Origin of the sequence: Paenarthrobacter sp. CAP02, assembly GCF_040137855.1 — a bacterium.
In the GTDB taxonomy this organism is placed as follows: domain Bacteria; phylum Actinomycetota; class Actinomycetes; order Actinomycetales; family Micrococcaceae; genus Arthrobacter.
In genome coordinates this window covers 1-16511 of record NZ_JBEEII010000019.1, presented here as the reverse complement: position 1 = coordinate 16511, position 16511 = coordinate 1, and the positions used below count along the sequence as shown (strand labels likewise).

General features: G+C 58.2%; 20 protein-coding genes. 16 read left to right on the top strand and 4 right to left on the bottom strand.

What is annotated here, in order from left to right; all coding sequences use genetic code 11:
• Positions 1-10: 10 nt before the first annotated feature.
• The 15 genes from ABHM97_RS21555 to ABHM97_RS21045 all read left to right on the top strand — a co-directional run bounded on the left by ABHM97_RS21555 (position 11) and on the right by ABHM97_RS21045 (position 13988).
• Positions 11-403: an ArsR family transcriptional regulator gene (locus tag ABHM97_RS21555; RefSeq protein WP_502921317.1), complete on the top strand. Its 393-nt coding sequence runs from the start codon at positions 11-13 to the stop codon at positions 401-403.
• Complete coding sequence (locus ABHM97_RS21110; RefSeq protein WP_349472113.1) at positions 396-1493, top strand: hypothetical protein; 1098 nt, start codon at positions 396-398, stop codon at positions 1491-1493. The genes ABHM97_RS21555 and ABHM97_RS21110 overlap by 8 nt, the downstream gene beginning before the upstream one ends.
• A complete protein-coding gene (gene fabI, locus ABHM97_RS21105; protein ID WP_349472112.1) occupies positions 1494-2261 on the top strand; it encodes an enoyl-ACP reductase FabI in 768 nt (255 codons plus the stop codon). It begins immediately after the preceding gene.
• A gap of 74 nt (positions 2262-2335) precedes the next feature.
• Complete coding sequence (locus ABHM97_RS21100) at positions 2336-2581, top strand: hypothetical protein (protein ID WP_349472111.1); 246 nt, start codon at positions 2336-2338, stop codon at positions 2579-2581.
• A gap of 305 nt (positions 2582-2886) precedes the next feature.
• Positions 2887-3969, top strand: a complete 1083-nt coding sequence (locus tag ABHM97_RS21095; RefSeq protein ID WP_349472110.1) for a hypothetical protein — start codon at positions 2887-2889, stop codon at positions 3967-3969.
• A gap of 401 nt (positions 3970-4370) precedes the next feature.
• A complete protein-coding gene (locus ABHM97_RS21090) occupies positions 4371-5036 on the top strand; it encodes a ParA family protein (protein ID WP_349472109.1) in 666 nt (221 codons plus the stop codon).
• Positions 5033-5449, top strand: a complete 417-nt coding sequence (locus ABHM97_RS21085; protein WP_349472108.1) for a hypothetical protein — start codon at positions 5033-5035, stop codon at positions 5447-5449. Before ABHM97_RS21090 ends, ABHM97_RS21085 begins: the two co-directional genes overlap by 4 nt.
• Before the next feature lie 41 nt (positions 5450-5490).
• The gene (locus tag ABHM97_RS21080; RefSeq protein ID WP_349472107.1) at positions 5491-5823 is read left to right on the top strand and encodes a hypothetical protein; all 333 of its coding nucleotides are present in this window, start codon (positions 5491-5493) and stop codon (positions 5821-5823) included.
• A 174-nt stretch (positions 5824-5997) separates the two neighbouring features.
• Positions 5998-6270 (top strand): hypothetical protein, encoded by a 273-nt coding sequence (locus tag ABHM97_RS21075; RefSeq protein ID WP_349472106.1) that lies wholly within the window; start codon positions 5998-6000, stop codon positions 6268-6270.
• 177 nt (positions 6271-6447) lie between these two features.
• Positions 6448-7038 (top strand): recombinase family protein, encoded by a 591-nt coding sequence (locus ABHM97_RS21070; protein WP_349472105.1) that lies wholly within the window; start codon positions 6448-6450, stop codon positions 7036-7038.
• Positions 7039-7098: 60 nt separating this feature from the next.
• Entirely contained in the window at positions 7099-7281 is a 183-nt protein-coding gene (locus ABHM97_RS21065; protein ID WP_349472104.1) for a hypothetical protein, read from the top strand.
• A 730-nt stretch (positions 7282-8011) separates the two neighbouring features.
• Positions 8012-8572 carry a hypothetical protein gene (locus ABHM97_RS21060; RefSeq protein WP_349472103.1) on the top strand — a complete coding sequence of 187 codons (561 nt, stop codon included), beginning with the start codon at positions 8012-8014 and terminating at the stop codon, positions 8570-8572.
• Positions 8573-8703: 131 nt separating this feature from the next.
• On the top strand, positions 8704-10746 hold the full coding sequence (locus ABHM97_RS21055) for a site-specific DNA-methyltransferase (RefSeq protein ID WP_349472102.1): 2043 nt from the start codon (positions 8704-8706) through the stop codon (positions 10744-10746).
• Positions 10743-13679, top strand: a complete 2937-nt coding sequence (locus tag ABHM97_RS21050) for a DEAD/DEAH box helicase family protein (RefSeq protein ID WP_349472101.1) — start codon at positions 10743-10745, stop codon at positions 13677-13679. Before ABHM97_RS21055 ends, ABHM97_RS21050 begins: the two co-directional genes overlap by 4 nt.
• 36 nt (positions 13680-13715) lie before the next feature.
• Positions 13716-13988: a hypothetical protein gene (locus tag ABHM97_RS21045; protein WP_349472100.1), complete on the top strand. Its 273-nt coding sequence runs from the start codon at positions 13716-13718 to the stop codon at positions 13986-13988.
• Between the two features lie 66 nt (positions 13989-14054).
• On the opposite strand, the gene ABHM97_RS21040 is transcribed toward ABHM97_RS21045, so the two are convergent.
• Complete coding sequence (locus tag ABHM97_RS21040) at positions 14055-14741, bottom strand: DUF6308 family protein (RefSeq protein ID WP_349472099.1); 687 nt, start codon at positions 14739-14741, stop codon at positions 14055-14057.
• 107 nt (positions 14742-14848) lie between these two features.
• Between ABHM97_RS21040 and ABHM97_RS21035 the strand changes: the two genes are divergently transcribed.
• Positions 14849-15211 (top strand): helix-turn-helix domain-containing protein, encoded by a 363-nt coding sequence (locus tag ABHM97_RS21035; RefSeq protein ID WP_349472098.1) that lies wholly within the window; start codon positions 14849-14851, stop codon positions 15209-15211.
• A gap of 10 nt (positions 15212-15221) precedes the next feature.
• Here the strand turns inward: ABHM97_RS21035 and ABHM97_RS21030 are convergent, their stop codons facing one another.
• From ABHM97_RS21030 to ABHM97_RS21020, 3 genes are all read right to left on the bottom strand, one after another.
• On the bottom strand, positions 15222-15515 hold the full coding sequence (locus ABHM97_RS21030; protein ID WP_349472097.1) for a hypothetical protein: 294 nt from the start codon (positions 15513-15515) through the stop codon (positions 15222-15224).
• Positions 15512-15838 (bottom strand): hypothetical protein, encoded by a 327-nt coding sequence (locus ABHM97_RS21025; protein ID WP_349472096.1) that lies wholly within the window; start codon positions 15836-15838, stop codon positions 15512-15514. Before ABHM97_RS21025 ends, ABHM97_RS21030 begins: the two co-directional genes overlap by 4 nt.
• A gap of 112 nt (positions 15839-15950) precedes the next feature.
• Positions 15951-16178 carry a hypothetical protein gene (locus ABHM97_RS21020; RefSeq protein WP_349472095.1) on the bottom strand — a complete coding sequence of 76 codons (228 nt, stop codon included), beginning with the start codon at positions 16176-16178 and terminating at the stop codon, positions 15951-15953.
• Positions 16179-16511 lie beyond the last annotated feature (333 nt).

The following is a 16511-nucleotide window of genomic DNA, read 5'->3' as shown; positions in this document are numbered from 1 at the left end:
AGTGGCTCAGATGACAGTCAGGGCCTATATCTCAATACCTCAAGTGTGCTGCTGGACAGTGGTGTGCTGGCTTCCAACCCTCGATTCGTTAGGGCTTAAAGTCATGCACCCCAATACTCTTCAAGCCGTATGTGCCGCAGCATCCACCCCTTCACTCCGCATACTCCGTGCGTTGAACCGTCTTCAGGTTCCGCAGAGGCCCGAGGAGATCGCTGAAGGACTTGAGCTATGCATCTCCGTTGTTTCCCAGGCACTTTCCGAACTTCGAGAAGCCGGCATTGTGACCAGCGTTCACGGGGAGATTCAGCTGGCGGTAGACCTAAAGTCCTTTTTCAGTGAGCCTTTAGCGCCCTCGCTGAGCCGTTCCACTCACCAGCCACAACGAAAGGCGATTCGTGTCTAAGCCGCAAGAAATCGACGCAAGGGGACGTTGGGTAGTCCTGGACCGAACACCGGAAGGAACGTCGCTCCTGGCCGTAGGCACTGAGGACTACCCCGGCATCAGCCCACGTAACTGGCTGGACGCGCGCACGAAGATTGTCCTCGTCGACAAACTCAAAGCGGTCCTCTCATCCGGGGAAAGCTTCCAGGGTGTCGTCCGCTATGGACCCGCCGAGTTCGCGGTCACCGCCAAACCGGTCGTCTCTCCCGATGGCCAGATGGTTGTTGGCGCCTACGGCATTTTCGACCACCCTGGACACAAGCTGCCGGACGAACCTCTTCTGGGTACTTGGCAGTGGCGGGTCAGCAAAACTACCGGGAAGAACGTAGGTGAGGACTCGTCACGCTGGAACGAGAACCTCTTTAAGATCTACGGAATCGACCCGGCTACCGTCGAAAGCCAGCGCGGCCCGGCCGGCGAGTGGCTGGCCAAGCTCATATCAACGAAGGACCGAGACACCATCAAACTGGTGATCGACAGCGGCATCTCCGTGAACAATCGGAGCCGTCACCTGTTGTCCTACGAAATCATTTACGGCTACGGCAGCGCGAACCCAGGTAAGAAGCAAATCGCTATGTCTGCCCGCGCCTACGATGACCCGGACTACCCCGATGCGATCATGCTCCGGGGTTTCAGCCGGGAGGTGGCATCCCCCACCAAAGTAGTAACTCCTGGTCTCTCCCCCGTCTCAAGCGGACTCGTCGCCGAAGCCTTGTTTGCGTTGGCAGCAGACCGGGCCTTTGCTGCGATAGATATGCAGACGGAAGTAACGTTCAGAACCTCCGCGAAGTGGGCAGATTTTGGACTGCTCCCTGACTTCGAAGGGAACCTCGCAGCCCTTGCTCACCCCGACGATAAATTCGCCTTCGAACACCACCTGGCCTCCGTCGCAGCAGGCCGCGTCGGCCCGGAATCATCAACAGACGTACGGCTAAGGACTTCCGCCGAGGAATGGAAGCAATTCTCTGTTGCAGTAGCCCCCATCGATTCGGTTGATGGTGAGAGCCGCTACCTGATGACCAGTCTGGTACCCGTAGGACGGCAGGCGTAAATGGGCATTCTGGATGGAAAGACGATACTCGTCACGGGCATTTTCACGGAGCGCAGCATTGCTTACGCCGCGGCCGAGCTAGCCCAGCGAGAAGGCGCAACGCTGATTTTCACCGGCTTCGGCCGTCGCTCCAAGATCACGCAGAAGATTATCCAGCGGCTCCCCGCACCAGGCCCTGTCCTGGAGCTGGACGCAACCAGCCAGAGCGACCTGGACTCCCTGCACAGCAGAATCAAGGAGCACACAGACAACCTGGACGGCATCATCCACTGCATCTCGGCCAGCAAGCCCGAAGCCGTTGGGGCCGGGTTTATGACCGCCGACTGGGACGACCTCTCCACTAGCCTTCAAGTCTCCGGGGCATCGCTCCAAGCCGTCACCAAAGCCTGCCTGCCTGTGCTTAACGACGGCGCGAGCATAGTTGGTGTCACTCTCGACGGAACCCCCGTCTGGCCCATCTACGGATGGGCTGGCGTAGCCAAGGCAACTTATGAATCCACTAACAGGTACCTCGCCTATCACCTTGGGACGCGAAAGATCCGTACCAACCTGGTGGCCTGCGGGCCCTTGGACAATTTCACTGTCGCGGCCATCGATGGAATTGAGAGCACGGACGGCGTATGGGAAAGCCGCGCACCCCTGGGTTGGGACCGAACTAACCTGGCACCCGTTGCCAAAGCTGTTGTTGCGCTGCTCTCCGACTGGTTTCCAGCCACGACCGGAGAAATTCTCCATGTCGATGGTGGCTACCACGTCATGGGTATGTGAAGAGACCAAGAATGTTCAGGACACGCGCACAGCACCCGCCCCTTAGTCGTACGGTTACGACTAGGCTGGCGGATGTGAACACACCTAAGACCAGACGCGTAAGAGGCACCGGCGTCGATAACGTGGTTCTCCGTGTGGACGTCGCTCCCGAGGCCAAAGCTCTGGTCAACCGGGTCCACGAGCACACAGGCCTCTCCAAGGGGCAGGTCACTGAGCTGTTGCTTATGCGAATCCCGCTCGATGAGCGTGGACTGCCGCTCTGGCCGGACATTGACAACCTCGCCACCCAGGAGGCATTGCCTATCGCTAAGGCTGATTAAACGAAGAAGGCCCGCTTTCGCGGGCCCGAGCTTCGAGAAGTTTATTTGTTCAGATCCTGTTCTTGGCGGGACGACGATCTGAACTCATTCCAACACCCACCCAGTGGGTGGACTTTGCTGTACCCCGAAGGGAGTAGCTGCTGTCTATCGTACCGGCACTTTTGCCGTCGTCAACATCCGGGTTTCCTCAGCCTGCAATCCGTGTCGTTACGGCTGATAAGGCTGTCACCTATAAACCGTGCCGCGTAAGCAGGTTTCAGGAGACAAACAAGAAGCACGTCACGGCTGCCGTGCCCAAGGGCTCTATGCGCGCCGCCCACGGCCTTTACCAGGCACTGCCGGCCCTGCTGCACGATGCCCGTCTGGCACTGCACACCAAGCCTTTCCAGCGTCGGCTCTTGGCGTTCTTCGAGAAGCTGATCAGTATGGCCGACTACGACACGATGACCGTACGGGTGCCCTGGGGCGGCCGGGACAAGGCCTACGGTGAAGCTGATGCTCGTCCAGGCCTCGCGGAGTGGCTGGGCATCAGTCGGCGTACTGTCGCCAACTACTTCTCGTTGCTGGAGGAGTGGGGCTACGTAGGTACCGTCGCCTCGGGACGCTCAGCTGAGAAGGTCCGAGAGAAGACCGCCGAGGGCAACGAGCTGCCCGTGTACGTCATCTGCATCCCATCCCCGCTGAAAGCTGTTCCGGATCTGCCGGCAGAAACGGCTGTGGATGAGATTTGCACCCCCACCGCCCCTTCAGGGGTGGTTCAGTTACACGTTGAAGGTTTATTAACCCATACACGCGAGGAAAAATATCAAAAAGGCCGGGGCTCCGCCCCGCAACCTATTTCAGGCTCCGCAAGCGGCGCAGTGGTCACCACCGAAACCCCTCGTCAGGGTGCGTACTGGGACCCTCACAAGACGACAAAGCGCCGTGGACAGCGCTGGGCGGCCGCCGAGGAAATCCGCGCCCACTGCTTCGCCCTCCGTCCGTTGTCGAAGAAAGACCTTGCCAGCGTCCTACGACCCTGGCTCGTGGACGGCTGGACCGTCTCCGACGTCCTCAACGCCTTCAACAAGAAGCCGGACGGTACCGACTGGCCCCACGACGGCGTACCGATCACAAAACACACCCAGCGGCTCCGCGGTTGGGTACTCAACCGCCTGAACGCCTGGACCGTCGACGGTGAACCGATGCGCTCCCCCGACCAGCGCAAAGCCTTCGAACATGCTGAAATCCTCCGTCGTCACGCCGCAGAGCAACGTCGCATATTGGAACAACAAGCCGAACACGCTGCCCGCCTCGCACAAGGCCCCTCCCCCACCGAAATTCGCGCCAAGGCACAAATCCGGGCCATCTTCGCGAACAATCGCCGCCACCGGCTCACTACTGCCTGAGATGGAAACCTGGAGAATTGGAATGGTGCACCTGCCCCTCGCACCCATGGGCACGGCAAAAGCCCTCCCCGCTCCGCTGCTTTTCCCGCACACACCGGCACGACGGGACCCACCGGACCGGCTGTACACAACCACCACAGCACCTACCAGGAGCACGTCACTATGGGCGGGCGGCGGCCCGTGCACAGCCTCCACAGAGCTAACTCTGGGATGTGTTACAGACTCCGTTACTTACAGACTAACGGAGTCCGTAATTTACAAAGTTCGTAAATCTGTTAATCTGTAACTTAGCAAGGTCCGAAGTCCGTAGTTAACAGACTCCCAATGTTCCGAAGTTCCAAACTCCCTAACTCCGTATGTTTCGGAGTTACGATGTACGTAACTTACAGATAGGAAACTCAATGCGAGTGATCCCAGTTGTGAACCAAAAAGGTGGAGCATCCAAGTCCACCACGGTCATGAATCTAGCTGCCATCGCGGCCCAGCATTCCCGCGTCCTCGTCGTGGACGTCGACCCCCAAGAGACAGCCAGCGAATGGGCCGACCTGGCCGAGAATGCAGGCACTCCCTTGCCCTTTGAAGTCGTCACCGAGCGTGACCCCAACATTCTGGGTCGGCTGCGCGAAGCCCCCTACGACATGATCTTCGTTGACACCCCCGGCAACATCGACAACCTCCCGCTGCTCCAAGCCGTCATGGCACACGCAGACTTTGCCATACTGCCTACCGAGCCGGCAGCACTAGCCCTCAAACCGCTGATGAACACCTTCCAAGCCCTAGTGAAACCCGTGGGGGTGGATTACCGGATTGTCATCTCTCGGGCTGACTCACGGGCTCCTGGCGACGTCGAGGACGCCCGCGCCGCCCTGGAAGGTGCCGGACTCAAAGTAGCCAAGACCCACATCCGGTCCTACAAAGACCACGAACGCGCTCCGGCGACGGGTGCTGTTGTGGGGACGTATGAGCGCACCCGATCCACAGATAAAGCAGAAACAGACTTCCGGAGTCTCTCTCTGGAACTCATTTCCGTATGGGCCAACACCGCCGCGACGCAGGAGAAGAAATGACCGAGACAAAACGCCGCAGGCTCGCGAACATCCTCCCGAAGGAAAACGCTGACCAGGAAGCAGCTTTCCAGGAACCAATCGCACACGAACAAGCTGCACCGGAAGCGGATGCCCGTAACAAGGCAGCTCAGGCGGAAACAGCATCCGCCTCCGACGTCGAAACACCCGCCACCAGCCGGCCTAGCGGGCCACGATTCGCGGAGTTTGAGCGTAAGGAAGCGCGGCTGCGCCAAGACCAACTGGACGCACTGGACGCCTTGGCGAGGAGGATAAAACGCGCGCGGACGCCCGGCGCGGGGGAGCGGATCACCGATAACACCCTCATCCGCGTAGCTGTAGACCTTCTCCTTGCGCGGCAGGACGAACTCAGTGGTTCAACCGAAGATGAACTCCGTACATCCGTAAGTCTGTAAGTCTGTAAATCTGGAACTCACGAGATTCCGACACTGATGCCATGAGAGACCACCCCTACACAGGCCCGGAGGACACCAACGACTTCGACAATCTGAGCCCAGAGCAAATGTCGGAGTTGGTCACCAGCTATCGGCATCTTGGGGATGCCTTCGAGGACCGCGACGATGAACACATGTTCGGCCTGGGTTTCCACATGGACGACCCCCTACAGCTGGTAAAGGACAAAGCAGACAGGCAAGCCCAAGCACGCCGCGAACTAGCCGCAGCTGTCCGCCTGGCACGCTACAAGGGCCACGACTGGACCGAGATAGGCAAAACCCTGGGCATGTCCTGGATCGAGGTAATGCGAGCGTTCCCAGAGATTCGCCCCTAACCAAGCCACGCTTTCCCCTTGCCCTGATACTGGCCAAAAGGCCGGCGGACGGTGATGTCAGGGCTGAGCCGTAGGCTCACCGCATGCGGCGCGCAGCGGCCTTGACTGCGTCGGCCAGAGGCCCATCATAGGAAGCCAGGGCAAGAGAAACCATCCACCGACGAAAGGCCGGCCATGGCACGCTACCTCGTCACCATTACGAACGTGGTTGAGATTGAGCAGGAAGACCTTCAAGAAGCAGCCTTGGACTTCCCCACTTCTCTGGAAGTTATTCGACAGAACGCCCCGTACGCCGTGGGCACTACGGCCAATCCGTTACATGCCGGGAATCTCCTTGGTATGGAATTGCACACTCAACTCATGATGCTTCTTCGAGGACGGAACGTAGTTCCCAGCCTTCCAACGGTCAGTGTTGAGCAGCTGCCCGAACAGACGGAAGAAGCTTGACGACGCGTGTTCATTAACGGCCGTTTCCGTCGCGGCGGCCGCCGCGATCGGACCCTTTGACGACACGCCGGCACAAGTGCGACTTAAACGTGAGACACCCGTGAGGAGCGGCCAAACCGCATCCCACGGGTTTTTGTCTCTCGTGCTTAGGTTGGTGCCAACGAGGAAGGCGGAGTCATGGCACTGATTGGTTTGGTACGGGTAAGCACCGACGCGCAGGAGACGCAGCGGCAGCACGATGCCCTGGCACCGATCTGCTGGCGCGTGTTTGAAGAGAGGGTCAGCGGCAAACTGGTCCTTGACGAACGCCCCGGGCTGGCGGCCGCCGTGAACGAGTTGAGGCCCGGGGACATGCTCACGGTGATTGAGGTGGACCGGCTTTCCCGAAGCCTGCTTGAAGGGCTGCTGACACTGAATGAGCTATTCCAGCGGGGAGTGGCTGTAAAAATCCTGGGCGGCATTGCCGCAGGCGAACACACCGAGCGTTCGTTCCTGCTCGATCTTGCCCTCGCCTTGGCCGAAGACAGGCGCAGGGATATTTCGCGGAAAACCAAGGATGGGCTGGCCGCAGCTGCACGCCGCGGACGTAAAGGCGGCCGCCCCTCGAAGATGACCCCGGACCGCCTGGAACAAGCCCACCATATGCGCGCAGAAAGAATCTCCTACCGCCGCATCGGTCAAGCCTTGGGCGTCAGCGAAATCACCATTCGCCGCGCTTTAGCGAATGCTGATGCCCCGGGCGGAACCGCCACCGCTTGTGCTTCATGACGGCATGACTGGCACCTTGGCCCGGCAAATACTAACCTGACCGAAAACCGGAGGGGGAGCATGAGGCTCACGGTAAAAATTCGGAAAGCAACTGATGGACGCCTGGATCTCCAGATATTGGAAATGCCGGAGCTTGAAGTAGTGGTGCAGAAGTTCAAGGAGATTCCCGCAGCCGTTACTGATGCCGCGGCCAGCCTAACAGGCCGCCCCACGGATGATTTCGAAGTAGAGGTTGGATACTGAGTTCCTGCCTCGTTTGGTGGTTAATAGTTCGGGCCGCAGGAGGGGGGATGGGGCTTCAGCCATTGCGAAGGTCAGAACCGATCCCGCGCGGACGCATCCTGACGATCACGGAATCCCAGTTTTTCCTTCGGACCAGGAACGCCCACACCATCCCAATAGTTGCCACGGTCGGCACGGCCAAGAACACTTGCGCTCCGCCGCCCGAGTTCACAACTCCGACTATGCCAATCCACCAAAACAAAGCAGTGGCGAAGGCCGCCAACAGAAATAACGAACTGCGATACGGAGATATAGCAGAAGCAACGCCTGGACCGCGGGCCGGGTCGACGTGCTTTGCTTTGCGTCTGTGACCACGCCGAGCTAAAACCAACGTCAGCACTGTCGGGATCACCGGAAGGACCAAGAAGACAATTCCAGCACCGGTGTTGATGAAACCAGCGACTGTGACCCACCAACACAACACAGCCGTAAAACCAGCAAGAACAAGAAAGCTGCTTCGTGCTGATGGCCGAGTCAAAGCGCGTCGGCCTGGCTTTCCACTCATAGTCGCTCCCCGCTGCGAAACTCACCTTGGTTACATAAGAGCACGGGCCCAGGGGTTTGGCGAGACCCAGAAAGACCAGCCGTAGTGTGATAGTTAGATGCCCCGGGGTTGACAGTTATGGCAAATAGCGGAAATACTTGGGATTCCCGGGATCGATAACTATAAGTTCAATGTTCGGAGTTTGAGATGTTGCACATCACCGTGACTGCCAAGAAACCAGTTGACCCTGAAAAGGATGGGCTCGGCCGCCCTTACGTCGGTTATGAACACGGCATGAGCCAAGACGAGATGTACGAGGCGAACCATGGCGAATGGTCGATCGGAATCCGAGGACAGAAGGAGCGATACGCGCTGTTTTCCTTCGGACGGACGGTCATCCAAGCAGTAGAAATCGACTCTCTGGAACGCACCACCATATACAGCGGGAACCCTGAAGAGAAGCGCGACGACCGCTACACGATCCACGGCAAGATCCTCAGCAAGGGACACCCAGTTTTTGAAAAGTACGTAGGCCACCCGAGCCCCGTCAGTGCGGCGCGGAACCCGGTTCGCTACTTCGACGATCCCCAGTTCGATGGCGAAGTGGGGAAGCCCTGCCGGTGCGGCTGTGGGGAGATGACAAATAGAGGCGATTTTGTCCCCGGCCACGACCAAAAGGCCATTCACGAGCGAATCGCCCGCATCGGTACCGTCGCCGAGTTTCTCGATTGGATGGACGTCGTCAGGCCGGCTTCCCTTCACACGTAGGACCGGATGGCCTGCCGCCTAGGGTGCTGGTGAACAGCACCTTCACCAGCGCCCTAGGATTCCTGGGGCGCCGGTAAAGTCAGAACACACATCTCTTTTTAGAAGTCGGGGAACCTTTGAGTAAGTCGTTGTTGGAACAGCTGCCCGGAATCGTGGCAGAGGGAAAGCGGAGAGCTGCGCAGATCCTGGAGGGACTGGAGGGCCGGAACCGCGTCACTCTGCAATCACGGGAACTGGTTGTCCCGAACAAGGATGTAACGGAAGCGGACCTGTTCAAGCACCTTGGCGGAACACATGGTCTTGGCGGGGTGAATCGGCTCATCTACGGGGACAACCTTCTGGCTATGGCGGCTCTGCTCGCAGGCGATCAGGACAATCCTTCGATGCGAGGCAAGCTCGACCTGATCTACATAGATCCGCCATTCGACTCTAAAGCGGATTATCGAACGAGGATCACCTTGCCAGGCAAGACCATCGATACCCGTCCAACGGTCATGGAACAGTTTGCCTATTCGGACACCTGGTCTGATGGAACGGCCTCGTATCTTGCCATGATTACTCCGCGGCTCGTGTTAATGCGAGAACTCCTTACTGAAAAGGGATCCATATACGTCCACTTGGACTGGCATGTGGCGTCGTACGTGAAAATTATCCTGGATGAGCTGTTCGGCAAAGAGAACTTTGTAAACGACATTTCCTGGAAGAGATCCCATGCCCACGGCGATTCCGGACAAGGAGCTTCTCACTTCGGCCGCGTGACGGAGAGCATCTTGTTCTACGGCAAGAGCGCAGATAGGTACTGGTCACCACCATACGAGCCCTACACCAACGAAATCCTTGCACGGGACTACAAACACATTGACCCGTCTAACGGCGAACGCTACCGTTTGATGCCCGTTGACGGGCCGGGCGGTGCGGCCAAAGGAAACCCCTACTACGAGTTCCTTGGCGTTAAAGGATATTGGCGTTATGCCCAGAGCACTATGCAGGAACTGTATGAACGGGGAGAAATCGTGCTCTCCTCGACCGGGAAGTCGCTGAGCCGAAAGAGGTACCTCAGGGATGCCAAAGGTACCCCGGTGACAGACTTCTGGGGAGACATCAACAGGATTAGCCCCACATCAGGAGAGCGACTGAATTATCCGACGCAGAAACCTGAAAAGCTGCTTGAACGGATTATCGAGACATCCTGTCCTCCGGGCGGGGTCGTAGCGGACTTTTTTGCTGGCTCGGGAACGACAGTTTCCGTCGCGGAACGTACCGGTAGACATTGGGTCGCTTCGGACCTCGGAAAACCCTCTGCGATGATCATGCGCAAACGGTTGATCGATCAAAATGCCAAGCCCTTTCTGTTTCAGGCCATCGGGGACTATCAAGTCGAGCAAGCCAAGTCCGTGCTGGGCCGCAAGTATCGAGTTGGTGAGCTGGCCCAGGTAATACTCCGGTTGTTCGGTGCTGTTCCGTTGCCCCCTGAGATCAGTCAGGGCGGCGCACTGGGCAGAATCCCTGACGAAAAGGCATTGGTAATCGCTACAAGCCCTAATGCCCTGGTGACTGGGTCAACCCTCAAGCGGGCGCAACAAGCACGCCTGACAGTCATGGGTGGGTTCGACAAGGTTTATGTCCTCGGCTGGAACTTCGCGGACTCAATTGGACAAGACATACAGGCCCTCAACGACGATCGAATTGAGGTCCGCGTGATCCCGCCAGACCTCCTTGACCGCCTCAAGAAGAAGGGCTCTGTGGAAAAGTTGGCCGACGAGGTCCGCTTTTCGACGATGCAGTACATCAACGCGGCAGTCACCAGCAGAAGCCAGAAGGGCGAGTCGGAGAGACTTACGGTTGAGCTCCAGAATTATGTTCTCCTTTCGCCGGACGCCATCAATCTTGATGACAAGAGTCGCAGCCAACTCTTGGAGGTTATGAATGCGGAACCCTTGGCGTTGCTAGAGTACTGGGCCGTTGACCCGGACTATGACGGCCAGATTTTCCGGTCCTACTGGCAGGACTACCGAGAGAATACGGACAATGACGGCGATGATCTGCGGGTCATAACGACGGCGCACATCGATCTAGAGGCTAAGCCAACTCCCCGCAGGGTTTGCGTTAGGGCAGTTGATGTTTTCGGCTACGAATCTGAGGTCATCATCGAGAACGTTGAGGTGTCGAAGTGAGCGCAAATAGCGAGCTGTTCCCCTTGGCGGAAGCACTGCGGCAGATTATTGACGACCAGGTACCGGACATCGTCAAAGGGCAACATACGGCACTTATGGAAGAAGTGACGCCAGTAACTGCCGAGCTTCTCAAGTACTGGTTTCAGGATGACTTCGTCCAATTGAGAACCATGAACTTCCATCCCGGGCAGCGGGCAGCGATACTCCACATCATCTATGCGCACGAGGTCCTGAAAGAAACTACTTTGGAAGGCCTTTATCGCAGGCTTTCCTCAGACTCGCTGCTGAACGGCGATACTTTGGGGGAGGTAAGCCGTACCCAGAACAACCATCCCAAGTACGCAGCTAAGATGGCGACAGGCACGGGCAAGACCTGGGTGTTGAACGCCCTCATGATCTGGCAGCACCTTAACGAACGCGCATACCCGGACGACCGCCGGTTCAGCTCGAACTTCCTGATGGTCGCGCCTGGGCTTATCGTCTATGATCGTCTGCTCGACTCGTTCCTTGGAAAGGAACGAGATGGGGTTCGCGATTTTGAGACCTCTGACATTTTCCGGAATCAGGATGTCTTCATCCCGGACAACCACCGCGATCAAGTATTTAGCTTTGTTCAAGCCTCCGTCGTTACCAAGGAAAACATCGGTAAAAAGGTAACTGGCAGTGGCCTGATAGCGATCACCAACTGGCATCTGCTGGCTGGGGTTGAAGATCCAGAATTCGTCCCGGATACCGATGCCCCTGGGGCTGACATCGATGCAAAAGCCGCCGCAGAGAGTTTCGTGCCCCTCAGTCCTGGCACCGGGGCCGCGAACACACTAACGACCCTGGACCGTAACTATAGTCGGGGTGGGCCCCTTGAGTGGCTGAGGGACCTGCCTTCCCTTGTCGTCTTCAATGACGAGGCACATCACATCCATTCGATCCGTAAAGGTCAACAGGTCGACGAAGTCGAGTGGCAGAAGAGCCTGACTGAGATTGCCTCCACAAAGAGCGACCGCTTCGTTCAAGTCGATTTTTCGGCTACGCCGTTCAATGAAGTGGGCTCTGGGGCCAGGAAAGGCCGGCGGTACTTCCCCCATATCATCGTCGATTTCGACCTTAAAGAAGCGATGAGGGCAGGCCTTGTGAAAGCCCTGGCGTTGGACAAACGCAAGCAAATTGCTTCGCTACCGCTGGACTTCAACGCCGAGCGCGACGACAAGGGCAAAGCAACGGGCCTTTCCCAAGGACAGCGAATCATGATTCGCGCCGGACTGACGAAGCTCGCCTTGCTTGAGCAAAGCTTTCACCAAGTTGACCCCTCAAAGCATCCAAAACTCATGATTATCTGCGAAGACACGTCGGTGACGGGCTTCGTTGAGGAATTTCTTCACTCGGAAGGGCTGGCTCACGAAGATGTGTTGACAGTCGATTCGAATCGCAAGGGGGAGATGTCGAAGGCTGAGTGGGAGAAGACTCGCGAAAGGCTGTTTGACGTTGATCGCCACCAGCAACCCAAGGTCATCGTGAGCGTGCTCATGCTTCGCGAAGGATTCGACGTGAACAACATCGCGGTCATTGTCCCGCTGCGCTCTAGTCGCGCACAGATTCTCCTCGAACAGACGATCGGCCGAGGGCTGCGCTTGATGTGGCGCGGAGATGAGCAAATTGACGAAATGAAGCGTGAAACGCGCAGACGCATTGCTAATAAACTCGAGCCCGAGAACTACTTTGACGTTCTCTTCATTGTGGAGCACCCAGCCTTCTCCGACTTTTACGACGAACTCATGAGCGAGGGCCTTGCTGGGGAGATCGGCGGTGAGAATGACGGAACCACTGCCCCCACAGGTGACCTCGAGATCATTGAACTAAGGGAGGGCTACGAAGCCTTTGATTTTCACGTTCCTATGATGGTTCGGGATCGTGAAGAAGCCCTCAAGACACCGACACTCGATCCCTACCGACTCCCCGTATCCCGATTCCCGTTTGCCGATGCCAAATCATTCGTTGGAAAGGGAGACCGCTTCGTTTCAGTAGATGCTCAGACTAAGACACAGTTCGGGGACTACCGAGTAGACGGTGGGGTTATGACCGCCACTGGTTACAACGATTATCTGTCCCGCCTCACGGTACGAATCACCGAGGCTTTGGGGGGCCCGCGCTCAGAAGTGACGACGAGTGCCAAAAAGTACAACTCGCTAGCGGAGTATCCGTTCCTCCAATCCTTTCGTCCCGAGATTCTGGGCTGGATCGACACCTACATTCGCAACCGCTTCTTCGGCCAAGTGATAGATCCCCTGGAAGACGAGAACTGGCGTGTCCTTCTGACCGACGCTGTCACCAACGAGCTGGCGGGGTACATGGCAACCGCCTTGGTTAAATCCCTTAGCCAAGAGACCGTGAAGCTTGCGGAAGTCAATTACAGAACGCTTTCTGAGGTTCAAGCATTGAGCGTGCGCTCCACTTCATGCGTAGAGGTAGCCAAGTGCATTTACCCGAAGCTCCCTGTGCCGACGCACGGAGGCGGGCTGGAGCGGAAATTCCTTGAGTGGGCCAACAACGATACGTACATCGAGGCACTCTGCAAGATCAGTGAGTACAAACATACGTTCCTCCAACGCCCATACCTGAAGGCTGACGGGATGCCGGCCCGATACTCACCAGACTTCCTGGTTCGTACAGCTGACATGATCTACATCGTTGAGACGAAGGCTGACTCTGCACTTTCTGATATCAATGTTCAGCGAAAACAAGCAGCCGCGATTGCCTGGTGTGAGCAAATCAACGAATTGGAACCTGGTCAACGAAGCCACCGACGTTGGGCCTACGTCCTCGTGGGAGAACAGGCAGTTGACGGGTCTATCGCCGGGAACGAGAGAGCATCTGAACTGCTGGACAGGACTCGACTCAGGACGAGGGAAGAAGAAGAAGCGCAGCAGCAAATCTGGTAAAGACGTGCTCTAACAAATGAGTGAGAGGATTCCGGTGTGACCAGATACGATGATGCGCCAGAGGCTGCGGAAGCTGCTATGAAAGAAGCTTCCGAGGCTCTGAACAAGCTGGATGATGAATTAGCTGTAGCCAAGGAACGTGCCGAAGCAATCGAGAAGGAAGCAAACGACGCCGAATCTCCTGAGGATGAGGCAGACGCGCTTCGAAGGCTCGAAGCGATCGAGCGGGAGATAGAAGGCCTGTCCCAGGACTTTTCTTCCGCTGAACGTTACCTAGGAGAGACGCAGGAATTCTGGTTCGAGAGCTAAGCCTGGTGGACCCGGCGTCAATGGCCCTGAGGGGGCCGGCGGCCGACACGCCTGACCATACGCGTGTCACTTCCGGCCCGCCCCACGGCCCACACCAAGCCCCTGGTCTTTCCCGTACCGCCACAGGACCACGTCCACGATCCGCAGCTCGGACAACGGCAGCTCTACTTCTGATAACCGGTGAATCTCCGCCAGACGCTCGGGCAACCCCGTACCGTCCGTCAGGAGCCAGTGCCAGTTCATCCACTGGTCTTTAGAGCTGCGCTTGCCGATCACCTGGCCGATGACCTCATCCCAAATGGGAATCAGGTGGGGGCGCTTCCTGGCCATGATCTTGCTTGCGGTCGTGGCACCGATTCCCCAGCGGTTGTCCTTTGTGCTGCGCAGTTCCTCCCAGAGCAGGGCCGCAGGGCCAAGGCCAGTGAGCAGCGCTGCTGCATCCTGGCGGCTGAGGCCGCTGAGCGCGACGTCGGTAGGGATCTGCTCCAGCAGACCTGTAATACGCGCTGCTGTATGTGGCTCAGCAAGTCCCACCATGGCTTTCGCCGGGACGGTGACGCTAAGCATCGACACAGCCACGGCATCGCTGTCCGTAATGGCGTCTCTGTTTGCGGTGTCTCCACGGCCTGCCCATTCATCGAAGTAGCTTCCAGTGCTAAGAAGCCCCTTCTTATCGGTGTCGCGATAGTAGCGACGGAGTAGCTTGGCGGCCTCTTTCACGTTCTGGTCGCTCAGAATGTCGGGTAGTTCCACGGTGTCCCCTCGAATTTGCATTGGCGCACTGCTGACGTACGCTGCGTCAGCCTCTCACAACTCTGCCGTGGGACCAGGGAACGGCATGAAGTGCTTAGAGTGTCAGCATGGAACCTGAGTTTGATGCCGGCGACATGGAGATGACCACGAACGAGGCCGCCGCTTACCTGAGCGGCCCAGTGGGTTTCGATCTGAGCGCGAAGTTCCTCCGCGGCCTGCGGTATGTGAGCCGGGGTCCGGTCGTGGAGAAGCGCGGCTCCTGCCTGGTCTACCGGAAGTCCACATTGGACGCTTTTCTCCGCGAGAACGGTTCTGATCCCACTGTCTGGTACGCGGGAATGTGGCGAGAGGTCGCCGGCCAGCTGCGCGCCATAGCCGACTCAACAGGCGACGACGGCTTCAACCCGTTGATCCAGACGCTGGAAAAGCGCGACCCCCGGGATGACTGGGAGCCCGACGACGCGAAGTAGGACGCCCTTCTCAGGCCTGCAACGGCTCGTCGCAGGCCTTGCAGGCTTTCCGGGTTCCAACATTGGTCTCTTCAATGACCAGCAGTCTCTTGGGGTTCTCATCCCAGACATTGCCTACTGAGTTGCACCATGCCGGGTGATAGACCTTTCCTGTACTGATTGCATATACCTGGCCGGGGCCTACCTTGGGCGATCCGTCGCTGCGGCGTGAGGCAGGCTCGACGCCACGCAGTTCCCCCAACTCTTTGGCTTCCTGCTTGGCCTTGGCCGCCGCCTGCCACGCTCGACGCTGCCGCGGCGTCACGCTGGAACCTCAGCTTCCGAGCGGGTAGCAACGTCAATGAGTGTGCCATCCGTATCCGTGATGGTGGCAATACCTTGCTTGAGTGCGGCCTTGGAACACTTTTTGCAGCCGCTCAGTAGAAACCAGCTGCGGGCAACAGCGCCCGTCTTTTGACCGCACAGCGTCGTGACCCGCGCCGACTTCAAAGCCAGGTGGGTTGAGGTGCCACCGGCGGTGTTGACCACCATGACGTCCTGGGTGCGCTTCCAATCCGGGCCGTATGCTTCGTTGGCGAGGATGTTTGGCACGCTGTTGCGGATCATGCCCTGTTCGGGTTCAGACATGGGGCCATTTTATGTGCGTACTCCTTGGCGCGGTGGGATCACAGCGCCGCTCCGCCAGAACCCCACAAAACCAGTGGCGCGGAAAGCCAGCTCGCCCTAACGGACTGCTGCCTCAGCCCTGGGTGTGTTCGCCCTCGCTGAGGCGCGTCTCCTTAATGAGTGCTGTCATGGCGCGCACGGTTGCGGGATCGTCTTGCCAGCGGCCCCCGTCCCGGCTACAGGCATGGAAGGACTTCACCCCGGCTTCTGCCGCGACGTGACGGAACTCGCCCCATGCCGAGTCGAGGTCTGCCAGTTGCTCTGGCGTCAGTGGCATACGCGCCACGGTCTGCGCAGGCATGGGGGCAGGAGAACGCATCGATGACGGCTTCCTGTCCCTGGTGAATAGGCTTCTCAGTCCCACGGTTCGCTCTCTTCCTTCCCGAAAAGATCATCCCGCCAGGGACATGGGGGCAATCAGTCCTGGCGGGACAATGCCACGGTACCAAGCTCATGTGACTGTTCGTGGGACGAGGGTGCTCGCGGGCGAGCACTGTTGGGCGTCCTCTCCGCTTCGCTCCGTGGCCGGCTGTTGGGTGCTGCCGGTCCGTCGCAGAGCTCCTGCCCGTCATCACCTGAGTGTCTACGACGATGCTCCTATAGGTGTCAATTTCACTGAAGCGTGGAATAGGAC

What these genes read in the sequence shown, in the direction of transcription:
- ABHM97_RS21095 (WP_349472110.1), top strand. Translation starts at nt 2,887, where the DNA reads ATGCGCGCCGCCCACGGCCTTTACCAGGCACTGCCGGCCCTGCTGCAC.
- ABHM97_RS21070 (WP_349472105.1), top strand. Translation starts at nt 6,448, where the DNA reads ATGGCACTGATTGGTTTGGTACGGGTAAGCACCGACGCGCAGGAGACG.
- ABHM97_RS21025 (WP_349472096.1), bottom strand. Translation starts at nt 15,838, where the DNA reads ATGTCTGAACCCGAACAGGGCATGATCCGCAACAGCGTGCCAAACATC.
- ABHM97_RS21060 (WP_349472103.1), top strand. Translation starts at nt 8,012, where the DNA reads ATGTTGCACATCACCGTGACTGCCAAGAAACCAGTTGACCCTGAAAAG.
- ABHM97_RS21020 (WP_349472095.1), bottom strand. Translation starts at nt 16,178, where the DNA reads ATGCCTGCGCAGACCGTGGCGCGTATGCCACTGACGCCAGAGCAACTG.
- ABHM97_RS21075 (WP_349472106.1), top strand. Translation starts at nt 5,998, where the DNA reads ATGGCACGCTACCTCGTCACCATTACGAACGTGGTTGAGATTGAGCAG.
- fabI (WP_349472112.1), top strand. Translation starts at nt 1,494, where the DNA reads ATGGGCATTCTGGATGGAAAGACGATACTCGTCACGGGCATTTTCACG.
- ABHM97_RS21085 (WP_349472108.1), top strand. Translation starts at nt 5,033, where the DNA reads ATGACCGAGACAAAACGCCGCAGGCTCGCGAACATCCTCCCGAAGGAA.
- ABHM97_RS21555 (WP_502921317.1), top strand. Translation starts at nt 11, where the DNA reads ATGACAGTCAGGGCCTATATCTCAATACCTCAAGTGTGCTGCTGGACA.
- ABHM97_RS21080 (WP_349472107.1), top strand. Translation starts at nt 5,491, where the DNA reads ATGAGAGACCACCCCTACACAGGCCCGGAGGACACCAACGACTTCGAC.
- ABHM97_RS21065 (WP_349472104.1), top strand. Translation starts at nt 7,099, where the DNA reads ATGAGGCTCACGGTAAAAATTCGGAAAGCAACTGATGGACGCCTGGAT.
- ABHM97_RS21090 (WP_349472109.1), top strand. Translation starts at nt 4,371, where the DNA reads ATGCGAGTGATCCCAGTTGTGAACCAAAAAGGTGGAGCATCCAAGTCC.
- ABHM97_RS21035 (WP_349472098.1), top strand. Translation starts at nt 14,849, where the DNA reads ATGGAACCTGAGTTTGATGCCGGCGACATGGAGATGACCACGAACGAG.